This window comes from Coprobacter secundus subsp. similis, assembly GCF_015097275.1.
GTDB lineage: Bacteria > Bacteroidota > Bacteroidia > Bacteroidales > Coprobacteraceae > Coprobacter > Coprobacter secundus.
In genome coordinates, this window is the sequence record NZ_AP023322.1 from 714708 (window position 1) to 727461 (window position 12754).

Genomic DNA, 12754 nt, shown 5'->3' on the forward strand with positions numbered 1-12754 from the left:
GTTTTACTGATAAGGCGCGTAACACACAGGAAAAAAATAGACTGGAAAAAATTTCAAAAAGTTAGAATATATTATTTTATTAGGAAATTTAGATAAGCAATCAGGATCAATTTCAAATTTCAATTTATTTTAGATTTTCAACAGCTTGATACAACCATTTGAGGAATAAACATTTAACGGATTATTTGAGAAGCTGCGGTAATGAGTTAGAAATCGTGCTGTTTTTAGCGATTTGCGGGGCTATGCTGTCAAATAACTTGTTTCTTTTACAAAATAAGGAAATATCCAATACATGCAATGTTGAAGAATAAATAAAATGCCGACTATTGGATGAGTTTATTTAATCGCATTACAATTGAAGTTTGACTTCTGCCCATTTTGGCCGCAATATACTTTACGCTCTTGCCCTCACTGTGTAGTTTCAATAAAAATTGGTCTGCTTTTCTTGTCCATCTTTTATTGGCGTTGGGGTGTTTCACATAATTTTCTTCCGAAACCTTTTCAGGATGTAAAAACTCATTCACAAATACAGATGGGAAACGCTTGTCATATAGCACAAGTGTTTTCATCTTTGCTCTTGTTATTGCCACATAAAACAATCTACGCTCTTCTCCATATGGAAATTGGTCGCTTTTAGTAAGTACATAGTTAAGCACAGGGTCGTCACTCACAAGAGAAGGGAAACCATAGGTATCTTTATTGCATTGTAAAAGTATTACATAATCAGCTTCAAGACCTTTTGACTTATGTACGGTCAAAAACTCGATTTTTCGTCCTCCTATTACGTAAAAGAACCTATTACCCTCTTTAATGGATTGATATATAAAAGAGAGGTAATAATCATCAAAGGAATAACGCCCCAACAAAAATATAGATTTATCTGATGGAATAGAAGCCACAAGTTGTCCTATCGTATTGCAATAATCTCGTCTGTCATAAGAATGGAATTCCAACTCTGTTTTCATTTCAGAACTGAACGAGTGTATATCCTTTTGTATTTGGGCTTTATTACGTTGTATGAAGTGAGAGGACAACGAAACCAAAGGCTCTCCAAATCTATATGTAGTTTCAATTTTATTTATCTCTGTTACTCCAAAGTATTCAGGGAATTGATTAAAAAGAGCCATATCACTTCCCGAAAAACGATATATAGACTGCCAATCATCGCCCACACAATACAACTTTGCAGGCGGATTTCCCTCTCGTAATACCTTTAAGAAATTGTAACGGTCAACTGATATGTCTTGAAACTCGTCCACAATGATATAATCATACTCAACAGGGTGTGAAGTACGACATATTTCTGTGGCTTGAAGAATAGCATCGGTAAAATCAATTTGGTTACTATCGCTTAATGCACTTATATAGCGTTCATATACAGGTTGAAATATGTTCTTGATAATAAAAACACTTCGTTCATCATCTGCATTCTTTGCTTGTTTCAGGACTTCTTTAACTGATTTACAACTTGATTTTACCAATGTTACAAAAGTAACTACAAGTCGTATAAACGCCTTTTCTTGCTTACTACCTTTGGGCAAAACCAAATCATATAATTCTTCATCTGTTTTTTCCTGGATTGGCACACCCACATCCTCTAACATTTTTTTGAGTTTAGCCCTTATATTAGAGTAGTGGAAATCAGTACTTGATGTTACTAAAAGCTGAGTGTTAAATTTCTCATGAGCAGCTTTCTTCCAAGTTATACCATCATTATACTTTTGATTGGCTTCTTCGTATGTTATATTTTTATCCTTTGCGAACCAAGCAGGAACAAGACTATGTTCATCAACTCCAAAATGTTCTAAATAGATGCGTTTGGTTACTCCTGCTTGCTCAAAATATATTGAGAAATCGGGGCGATATTGAGAGTGCATCTCATCTGCTAATTGATGTTCGTATGGCTCTTCATATCTGAATTTTACTCCAAGCGCTGATAAAACAAAGCATATCTTTTGTTCCTGTTCACTTTTCACATATATGGCCCTACCGTCCATATCGGGAAACATCGCTTTTAGCTGCACATTTTTTTGTTCCGACAACTTTTCTTGCCTTTCATTCTTGCGTCGTTCCCAATCTGTTTCATAGGTTTGGTAATCAATGAAGTATTCAACTACGCTATTCTTAAAAGCTTTATTCTCTAATAGAGTGTGATAAATATCTATAAATAAGGCATCAGTATTGTCGCAAATAGAGGGTTTTATGCCTGTTGCTCTCCCTATAATATCAATGGCTAATTTATGAAATGTATAACCTTTCAAACCATCAGTGGTCATTCTCTCCGTAAGTTCAGCTGCTGCTTTGTTTGTGTAACTAATTAGTAAGATTTTATGAGGTGCAATATCCTTTACTTCTGTGAGATACTTGACTTTTCCAACAATAGAAGAGGTCTTTCCACTACCTGCACTACTAACGACCAAGCAATTATCTTCTTCTGAAACGATAGAGCGTCTTTGTTGCTTGTCTAATGGATATTTTAGACAATGGTCGAAAAAATCTTCATATGTATCAAGTAAGGAATTTATTACCGTATCATTATGTTGTTTTACAAGTTTATTGATGGCTCCAAAATCATTGATGAATTTGGTAATGGTTTCAGATGGAGTGATGTTAAAGACTTCAAGTTTCTTCAGAAGAGAATACGCCTCTTGAAAATGTGGTTTATAATAATTGATAAATTTTTTTTCTTGCGTTGCAGAGATTATCTTGCCATAAAAGCCGTTATTAAGGTCTGTCGGAATATCAGCAAATACAACGTCTTTGAGTTTAGATAATCTCTCTTGGGCTTGCTCGTAACTGGACTTCTCACTATAAGCGGATATATGATTTAATTTTTCTGATAATTCTTTGGATTTGTTTTTTAGGCGTTTTCGGATGGTTACTATAATAACAATAGAGGTAGCAACGACACAGATAAGTATGGCAAGCAAAAAGTTCATATGTCAATTCTAATACTAATTACGATGAAATTCCTCCATTATATCTTCACGAATTTTCTGTTTGCTATCGCCTAATGCAAACAACACGATAATCCCCCAAAGTGGAGAAATTATCCAAAAGAGTAAAACCCATCCAATGGCGCTACGACCTCTTTTTCTTGCCATTTTTGCAGGGAGAAAAACGTAAAGCCATAGAATTAATATCAAAGCAATGATTATCGCTATTATTGAAATGGATTCTCCAGTCATATTATTGAAGCAAAATACTGATTATAAATCATTCATAGCTGCCGAGCGAACGGTATCAGTATTTATTTTGTCATAATACTCTAACAAAACGAAGCATTGTCCGTATTCGCCTTTTTGTAAAGACAATTGTATATCGCCATTTTTAGTTTCAAATGTAGTGTACCAAGTACATCTATCCATATATAATTCATGCAATTTTTCATTGTTAGTATCAGAAGTTACTCTTCCTTGAAATTTCTCGACAACTTCGGCAGGTTCGCCATATTTTTGAGTAAGCATAGATTTAAGGTGTTCATAGTCACGTTCAAGTGAACTCCAATCCTCACATACAGGGAAAATAACACCAATTGTACTAACTACATTTACTGCTTTAAGTGTTGAAACATCGACAGTGCAACTCTTAAACCCTGCAAAATCTCTTTGTAAAATTGCAGTGCCATCTTGTGTGCCAATATGCGTAAAACCTGCTTGCTTCATTTATACCACATACTCATTCAGTGTACCATCAATTGAAACACCTTTGAATGTTAAGTGTTCCGATTCTTTCTGGGAGAATGCTGTTGTAAAAATTGTAAATGTGAGAAACAGCGAAAAGAAGATTTTTTTCATAACTCAAATCGTATTAGATTGATTATCAAACTGCATTTTATTTAATGATAGGAAGAACTGCACGATTTTCTTCGTCAAGCGACCATTGAACCTGCCATGTTTTTCCTTCTATTTTGTCAAGAAGGATAAAGTTGTAAATATTTTGAGTCGGGTAAAGTTCAAAGCGACCATTAACTTTCTTTCCATTAACAACAAGTGCATTAGGATTAAGGTCATACTCAAACCGTCCTTTATCATCATTTATACTATATTGCAATTGCCACATTTGACCTGTTTGTGTATCAAGTTTGATAAATGTCCACATATTTTGTGTTGGAAAGAGTTTATACCGTTCTACGGTATATGTTTGCACAAGTTGCTCGTGCGCTTCTGTTTTTGTTCCCGTTTTAGACGCATTGTCTGTACATCCACCTATTGCAAAAAGGGGAAATAACAAAAAAGGCAACATAAAGTTCTTCATATTTCATCCTCCATTTTTTCCTTTAGTTTCCACAAGGACTTTTATTAAACCACGAAGCGTAGAGCTGTATGCCATACTCTTTACTTGAAGGTTGTAGGAAACCACATATGCAGATGTAACAATAATAGCCCATGCTATAGCGTGAAAACCACTATGCTATCCCTTGTACATCTTTGAAAGTTTCTCAGGTTTTCAAACCACAAGATAAGCATAACGCTTCTTCTTATTTCTAATATATCCGGAAAGAATTATAACTCAATCCAATTACAAAAATAATAAATATTACCAATAATCATTCGTTTTTAACACATTAATTTTCTATAGTTTATTTCGTTTCTTTCCCTATTTGGCTGTCGATTAGTGTACACTTTATTTATTGTCAAACTGCTCCTTAAATCAATTGCCCGTTGAGGCAAAGAGTCTATTTAGTAATATGTGGATAACACACCTTATCTTATATACACTCAATAATTCGCTTTTATTTTAAACAAAAAGAAGGTGTCTAAAAGAAATGCACCCCAAAAGTTCTATGTCTAACTTTTGGGGTGCATTTCACTTTTTGGACAGCCTCCATATTTCTTCACTCCATGTTGATTTTAAATATCATCCAAATCATTTTGGATTTTAGTTTCAACATTTTGAAAGTCTCGATAACGAATCATTACCATACCTTCGTAAATTTCAGAGGACTTTTCAATTGAAAGTTGTATATCTCCACCTGTTACTTCCCATGCGCTACCGTATACAACTGTTCCTTCATGCACCTCTGCCATTAAAGCAATATTGGAATCTGAATAGGCAGGATTGTTTTCTTTTGAAATTGTTGGCTTGCCATATTTACGAGTGTATAAATCTTTATAATAGTCGTAAGTATTAACAAGGGTATTCCACTCTTTACTTGGGTCAAATAAAACGACTACAGCAAAAACATTTTTTCCATCGTCTGTAGCAGTCACACCTACCGTTGCTTTGCGACCTGTAAAGTCTCCTGAAAACAAAGTTATACTGTTTTCACGACCAATTGAGGTAAATCCTTTAGTTTTGAGTTTTTGACAGAATTCTGTCATACTTCCTTCGATAGGAATACCTTTAAATGAAAGATGTTCTTGCGCCATAATGTTAATGGCAACAAAGAGTATTGTTAAATTAACTAAAATTTTCTTCATACTCATTATTTTTAATCAATTATATTGTGGTTAATAAATCGAAATCCTTAATGGATATTTTACCTATTGAGACAAGCCATTCAAGATAAAGGATATCGTCTTTAATATCGCTAAACTTTTGTCCCTTATATTTCCCAAAATCAATTGTTCTATCTGAAATAAATACATCCGAATGTTGCTCTATATTTGGATATAGTCGTTTAAGTTCCTCAAAGTCAATTTTGAAAAATCTATCTGTTGTCTCCAACCAATGGAGATATTGATAATCTGCTTTATAGATCTCACCAAAAGATTTTCCCTTGTATTTTCCAAACATAAGTATCTCATTTGCTTTGTGAATAGGAAATATTTCATCAAGAGATACACCTGGGACATCAATTAAAACCCATTCTCCACATCCGGCACAAGGGATTTCTTCGTCTTTGATATTCGGATAGCACTCTTGTCTATAAGTGTTATCAGGTTTACCATTCACAAAGCATTTGCCATAAGCTTTTCCATACCTACCACGCGGTTTTACTATTTCAACTAAAAAGATTCTATCTTGATTCAGGTCAATACGCCTCTCCTCACTTGACGACCGCTCTAGTCCCAACTCACATCGTTTAACCAAGAATGGAATTCGTTTGCCTATATTGTAGTAAATATTGAAAATATTATCTTTTGGGTACATAACTATTCAAATTAGTAAATTCCATTTTTTCTTATTTTCATTAACCAAACACCGTATTCTTTAGATTTGTATAATGTAAGTTGAGTTAGTGCATTACCTTTACCTACTTGAATAGTACCATCTGAAAAAGCATAAAGATAAGACTTTGAAAAACGCTTTTTATATATTTTTTCCCCTGTTTTAGCATCCTTTACAGTTATCTTTACCCCTTCTACAAATAAGTCTCCTAAATCCGCAGATTTCAACTCGACTATTACGTCTTGGTAGGTTTCTTTTTCTATTATGGCAATAGTCACTTCTCTATCCAATTCAACTCCAAAAGTAGGTTTGGCGCTTTCACTTTGCGCAAAGAACTCAATTGCACAAAAGAATAACAAAAGGGTAATAACAATTTTCCTCATAAATTTACTATTTTAATGGTTCTTCTATTTACACTTATTGAAAAACATAAAAAGCGTGGTACTACAAATATCACATCTTAGTTTGAAGGTCCTGAGAAAACCCGAATGTACAGATATGATAACAGCAGCCCACGCTATATGCGCGAGAACCACTATGCTATCCCTTGTACATTCTTTGAAAGTTTCTCAGGTTTTCAAACTACAAGATAAGCATAACGCTTCTTCTTATTTCTAATATGTCCGGAAAGAATTATAGCTCAATCCAATTACAAAAATAATAAATATTACCAATAATCATTCGTTTTTAACACATTAATTTTCTATAGTTTATTTCGTTTCTTTTCCTATTTGGCTGTCGATTAGTTTATTGTCAAACTGCTCCTTAAATCAATTGCCCGTTGAGGCAAAGAGTCTATTTAGTAATATGTGGATAGCACACCTTATCTTATATACACTCAATAATTCGCTTTTATTTTAAACAAAAATACAGTCCTTTCAAAAAGGGAGTGTACACAAAAAAGAAGGCACCCTTTTCAGACACCTTCTTTCCTTATTTCAATAAAGCAACAAATCACTTGTTCTCTTCCGGTTTCAGCCAATGGTCAAGCCAACGGAAAAATACACGTTGCCACAAAATTGCATTTTGTGGTTGAGATATCCAGTGAGTTTCATCAGGGAATACAACCATCTCTGCCGGAACCCCTCTCAATACAGCAGCATTAAATGCTGCCATACCTTGCGAAGCCAATATCCTGTAATCATGCTCACCGTGAGTAACTAATATAGGCGTATCCCATTTATCAATAAACTTATGAGGAGAATTTGCATAACTCCGTTGAGCGATAGCATTATCTTTTTCCCAATATGCTCCACCCAAATCCCAGTTGGCAAACCACATTTCTTCAGTTTCTACATATTGCTGTTCTAAATTGAAAATTCCGGCATGAGCAATAAAAGCTTTAAATCGTTTTTCATGATGTCCGGCCAGCCAATAAATGGAAAATCCTCCATAACTTGCTCCTACAGCTCCCAAACGGTCTTCATCAACAAAGCTTTCCTTTTTCATCGTATCTATAGCCGAAAAATAATCTTTCATATTTTGACCACCATAATCACCACTTATCTGTTCGAGCCATTCTTGTCCGAATCCATATAATCCTCGTCTGTTAGGTGCAACGATAACGTATCCGTTAGCTGCCATCAGTTGTAGATTCCAACGATATGACCAGAATTGACTCACAGGACTTTGAGGTCCTCCCTGACAATACAGTAATGTCGGATATTTTTTATTCGGGTCAAAATGAGGCGGATATATAATCCACGTCAACATTTTTTTGTTATCCGTAGTGCCTATCCAGCGCCCCTCGACTTTACCCATCGTTAGTTGATCCAGAATATCCTTATTCTCAAAAGACAGTTCAGACACCTCTTTAGTCGACATTTTTATAGAATAAATTTCATCGGGCTTTGAAATAGAATGACGCAAAGCAATCAACGTTTCATCATTAACCGGAGAGACGGAAGCATAATCAAAATCCCCATTAGTAATTTGGTCTATTTTTTTACTTTCGACATTTATTTTGAATATCTGTTCTGTCCCTTGGACAACACTTAAAAAATAAATGTCTTTGCTATTCTCCGCCCATACAAGCTGATCGAGACTGTAATCAAACTCATCTGTTAAGTAACGCTTTTCCCCACTTTGTAAATCAAGAATAAATAATCGGTTTTTATCCGACTCATAACCATCGCGCTCCATACTCATCCAGGCCATATAATGTCCATCAGGAGATATGCGTGGATTAGTATCATATCCCATCATTCCTTCAGTCAAGTTTCGTGCATTCTTACTCTCTATATTGTAAATATATATATCAGAATTTGTAGATAGAGAATATTCCTTACCTTGTTTCTTACGAGATGTATACACAATATTTTTACTGTCAGGTGTCCACGCAAAATCATCTGTTCCACCAAAAGGCTTCATCGGTGCCTCATAAGGTTCCCCTTCCATAATATCAGAAATATTCTTTATCTCATCCTTTCCATTAAAATCAGCAACAAATGGATGCGGAATGCTCTCGACCCATTCATCCCAATGCTTATACATCAAATCATCAATAACACGACCCGTAGCCTTGGGAAGGTCAGGATATAAGTCAGAAGCCCTTTGTCCATATTTTATATTGGAAAAAAACACTATCTTGGTTTCATCCGGAGATATAACGAATCCATCTATTCCATTCTCCTGATTACTTATCTGAACACGTTGGCTGCCATCCGCATTCATTACCCAAAGCTGTGAATTCCCGCTCTCGGTCGACAAAAATGCTATTTTTTCTCCATTTTGGAACCATACAGCATTTTGTTCCGATTTCGGAGTCCGGGTAATCTGCTTTTTATCACTTCCATCAATATTCATGACAAAAAGCTCCCGGTTACTTTTATTTTCTGGGATACTTACATAAGTAACTCCATACAGAATCTTTTGTTTATCAGGCGATAATTCTACACCTCCGACTCTTCCGAGGCTCATCATAACTTCAGGAGTCATAATTCCGTTTTCAATCTTCGGAGAACTTTTGCCGATAATCTCGCCTGTATCACTTTTTTGTGTTTGACAGGCTGATAATACAACGGTTCCGGCCATAATTAAACTGTTTATTGTTCGTTTCATATATAACAATTATTTTATATTATTTCTTTCTTCGTTTCTGCTTATCGGCAAAATTATCATATCGAATAAAACTACCATACAATTTTTGCAATAAATCTCTACGATGTATGCGTATCAACTCTTGTTCTATCTTTTTCCGCTGGTCAGGTTTATACCAGAAGAAAAATTGCCTTTGCGCCAATTTTTCTTCTTGGCTGTGAGCTGTAAATATTTTTTCTCCGGTATAAGGGTGATATCCGGTATAATATATTTCTGTTGCCAGCGTCATCGGGGTAGGGGTGAAGTCTTGAACCTGTTCCAAATGAAAATTCAGTTTTTTTGTAATGACAGCCAATTCAGCCATATCTTCTTCATGACAACCCGGATGGCTTGATATGAAATACGGGACTATCTGTTGCTTTAGACCTTCTTCTTGATTTATCGTGTCAAATGTTTTTTTAAAAGTTTCAAACTGTTTGAATGAAGGTTTTCTCATAACATTTAGAACCCGGTCGGATGTATGTTCCGGTGCAACTTTCAACCTTCCTGAAACATGTCTGCTAATAAGTTCTTTAGTATATCTTTTATTAGCTTCATTTATTTTTTCATCTTTATGACGATATTGTAGTAAATCATAACGAACACCACTGCCAATGAACGACTTTTTTATCCCTTTGAGAGCATCCACGCTATGATATATATCCAGCAATGGAGTATGGTCCGTATTCAAATTCGGACATATTTCCGGATAAATACAGGAAGGGCGTTTACATTTACGGCATATCCTCTGGTCAGAACCGTGCATTTGGTACATATTGGCCGACGGGCCGCCTAAATCACTCAAGTAACCTTTAAAATCCGGCATACTTATAATTTCTTTCACCTCCTTTAATATCGACTGTTTCGAGCGGGAAGCAATAAATTTTCCCTGATGTGCAGATATAGTGCAAAACGCACATCCTCCAAAACATCCTCTATGGAGATTTACCGAAAATTTTATCATCTCATAAGCTGGAATGGTTTTCCCCTTATATTTAGGATGAGGCAAGCGGGTATAAGGCAAATCAAATGAAGCGTCTATTTCCTCTTCACTTATCGGAGGAAAAGGAACATTGACTTTTACGACAACGTCCCCGCATTTTTGCCATAATCGGCGAGCTTCATATTTATTCGACTCTGTTTCTATATGTTTAAAATTGGCCGATTGCAATTTTCGGTTCGCAAGACATTGTTCATGAGAAGCCAAAACAACATCCGTATCATTTTCTGTCTCCTTGGGAATTTCATGAATAGAGGTGATTACAACTGTTTGTCGGATATCTTTTATAGAGTCCACTGTTTCTCCGTCGAGCAGACGGGCAACTAACTCTCTTATTGGCTTTTCTCCCATGCCATATATCAATAAGTCGGCTTTCGAATCGACTAATATACTGGGACGCAAACGATTTTCCCAATAATCATAATGGGTAAGCCGTCTCAAAGAGGCCTCTATCCCTCCGATAACAACCGGAACATCAGGATATAGTTTTTTCAATATTTGAGTATAGACGATGGTAGGGTAGTCCGGACGCATGCCGGCCCGGCCATCGGGAGTATAGGCATCGTCCGACCGAAGCCGTTTATTGGCCGTATAGTGGTTTACCATCGAATCCATAGCTCCCGCCGAAATTCCGAAAAACAATCTGGGTTGACCTAATTTTTTAAAGTCTCTCAAATCATCTCGCCAGTTCGGTTGGGGGACAATTGCCACTCGTAGCCCTTCAGATTCCAAAGTCCGCCCGATAACTGCAGCCCCGAATGAAGGATGATCTACATAAGCATCACCCGAGAAAAGAATCACATCTATATAATCCCATCCTCTGAGTTCAATCTCTTTTTTAGTAGTTGGCAACCAGTCCTGTAATTTATATTCTTTCATTATATCCTTTAGCTTAATCCCGTTATTTCCCCGTTGATGACGTCTATTTTATAAGCATTCGGTATCTTCGGAAGTCCCGGCATACGTATAATATCACCTGCCAATGCGACAACAAATTCTGCCCCGTTATTGATAACTATATCATTTATTTCGAATTCAAAATTTTCAACAGTTCCAGTCTGCTTTGGATCATTTGTAAACGAATATTGAGTCTTGGCAATACATACCGGATAATGATTGAGTTTTAAATTCTCGATTTGCAGTAGCTTTTCCTCCGCCTTTTTACTGAATTTTACATTTCCCGCACCGTATATTTTACAAGCCACTTTTTCTATTTTAGTACGTATTCGGTCTTCATTTTCATACGTAAATTTAAGAGGAAGAGAAGGCTGAGACCCTATCGCCTCTACAACTTCCTTAGCTAAATGCAGTGCACCATTACCGCCTTCGGAAAAAGCATTGTTTATTGCAAAACGAACACTTTTTTTGGCACAATACTTACGGAGTATGTCGATTTCCTCATCACTATCAGTAGAAAAACGATTTAGAGCAACCAATACGGTCTGTCCGAAAGCCTGCATATTCTTTATATGTTTGTCAAGATTATCAATACCCTTTCTAACTCCGTCCACATTTGACAATTTAATCTGTTCTTCAGGAATATTCCCATGCAACTTCAATCCTTGCAAAGTAACAACGATAACTGTGAGGCTGGGAGACAAACCACTCTGTCGACATTTAATATTGAAAAATTTTTCCGCTCCGAGGTCTGCACCGAATCCGGCTTCGGTAATGGTATAATCACCATATGTCAAAGCCATTTTAGTAGCTATCACAGAATTGCAACCATGAGCGATATTCGCAAATGGTCCTCCATGAATAAATGCTGCCGTTTTTTCTGTCGTTTGTACCAGATTGGGAAGAATCGCATTTTTCAACAAAGCTGTAATCGAACCGCCTATACCAAGGTCCTTTACCAAAAAAGGGGAACCATCGATACGATATCCTAACAAAATCTTGTCGATGCGTCTCCTCAAATCAACCAAGTCCGAAGCCAAACACAATATTGCCATCAACTCCGATGCCGGAGTAATGTCAAATCCGGTTTCTGCCGGAACGCCATTGTAACCACCACCCAGTCCGGATATTATTTGTCGCAATCCCCGGTCATTAATATCCAAAACCCGTTTCCATACAACACTCTTCAATACCGTTCCCTGATTGCGATTTTGATATATATAGTTATCCAGTAAAGCAGATATCATATTATGGGCAGAAGTAACTGCATGGAAATCCCCTGTAAAATGAAGGTTAATGTCTTCCATGGGCAATACTTGAGCATATCCGCCTCCTGCCGCCCCTCCTTTGATTCCGAAACATGGACCTAAAGACGGTTCACGCAAAGCTACAACGGCCCGCTTACCTAATTTATTCAATCCTAAAGCGAGTCCTATACTGACTGTCGTTTTACCTATTCCCAACCGAGTAGGGGAAATAGATGTTACCAGTATCAGACGATGCCGTTTTATTTTTGATTCACTTATCAGATGTATCGGAACTTTGGCTATATATTTGCCGTAATGAACCAGTTCATCATCATCTATTCCTATAGAACAAGCTACTTTATTTATTAATTCCAACTTGGTCTCTCTGGCAATTTCTATATCCGATTTCATACAATAT

11 protein-coding genes are annotated in these 12754 nt (G+C 36.3%); all 11 read right to left on the reverse strand.

The genetic code is table 11. From position 1 onward, the window contains the following. Positions 1-323: 323 nt before the first annotated feature. The gene (locus Cop2CBH44_RS02640; protein WP_021930511.1) at positions 324-2939 is read right to left on the reverse strand and encodes a UvrD-helicase domain-containing protein; all 2616 of its coding nucleotides are present in this window, start codon (positions 2937-2939) and stop codon (positions 324-326) included. A 15-nt stretch (positions 2940-2954) separates the two neighbouring features. Next, positions 2955-3188 carry a hypothetical protein gene (locus tag Cop2CBH44_RS02645; RefSeq protein WP_055095994.1) on the reverse strand — a complete coding sequence of 78 codons (234 nt, stop codon included), beginning with the start codon at positions 3186-3188 and terminating at the stop codon, positions 2955-2957. 21 nt (positions 3189-3209) lie between these two features. Next, a complete protein-coding gene (locus Cop2CBH44_RS02650) occupies positions 3210-3665 on the reverse strand; it encodes a hypothetical protein (RefSeq protein WP_021930512.1) in 456 nt (151 codons plus the stop codon). After that, a complete protein-coding gene (locus Cop2CBH44_RS16595) occupies positions 3666-3797 on the reverse strand; it encodes a hypothetical protein (protein WP_021930513.1) in 132 nt (43 codons plus the stop codon). It abuts the gene before it with no gap. A gap of 37 nt (positions 3798-3834) precedes the next feature. Then, complete coding sequence (locus tag Cop2CBH44_RS02655) at positions 3835-4257, reverse strand: hypothetical protein (protein ID WP_021930514.1); 423 nt, start codon at positions 4255-4257, stop codon at positions 3835-3837. A 596-nt stretch (positions 4258-4853) separates the two neighbouring features. Then, a complete protein-coding gene (locus Cop2CBH44_RS02660; RefSeq protein ID WP_021931592.1) occupies positions 4854-5423 on the reverse strand; it encodes a hypothetical protein in 570 nt (189 codons plus the stop codon). 19 nt (positions 5424-5442) lie between these two features. Continuing rightward, positions 5443-6096, reverse strand: a complete 654-nt coding sequence (locus Cop2CBH44_RS02665) for an exodeoxyribonuclease X C-terminal domain-containing protein (RefSeq protein ID WP_021931593.1) — start codon at positions 6094-6096, stop codon at positions 5443-5445. A gap of 11 nt (positions 6097-6107) precedes the next feature. Continuing rightward, on the reverse strand, positions 6108-6497 hold the full coding sequence (locus tag Cop2CBH44_RS02670; RefSeq protein WP_021931594.1) for a hypothetical protein: 390 nt from the start codon (positions 6495-6497) through the stop codon (positions 6108-6110). Between the two features lie 571 nt (positions 6498-7068). Then, positions 7069-9174 carry a dipeptidyl-peptidase Dpp5 gene (gene dpp5, locus Cop2CBH44_RS02675; RefSeq protein WP_021930145.1) on the reverse strand — a complete coding sequence of 702 codons (2106 nt, stop codon included), beginning with the start codon at positions 9172-9174 and terminating at the stop codon, positions 7069-7071. A 19-nt stretch (positions 9175-9193) separates the two neighbouring features. After that, entirely contained in the window at positions 9194-11071 is a 1878-nt protein-coding gene (locus Cop2CBH44_RS02680) for a YgiQ family radical SAM protein (RefSeq protein ID WP_021930146.1), read from the reverse strand. 8 nt (positions 11072-11079) lie between these two features. Then, complete coding sequence (locus Cop2CBH44_RS02685; protein WP_200755502.1) at positions 11080-12747, reverse strand: formate--tetrahydrofolate ligase; 1668 nt, start codon at positions 12745-12747, stop codon at positions 11080-11082. Positions 12748-12754: the final 7 nt, after the last annotated feature.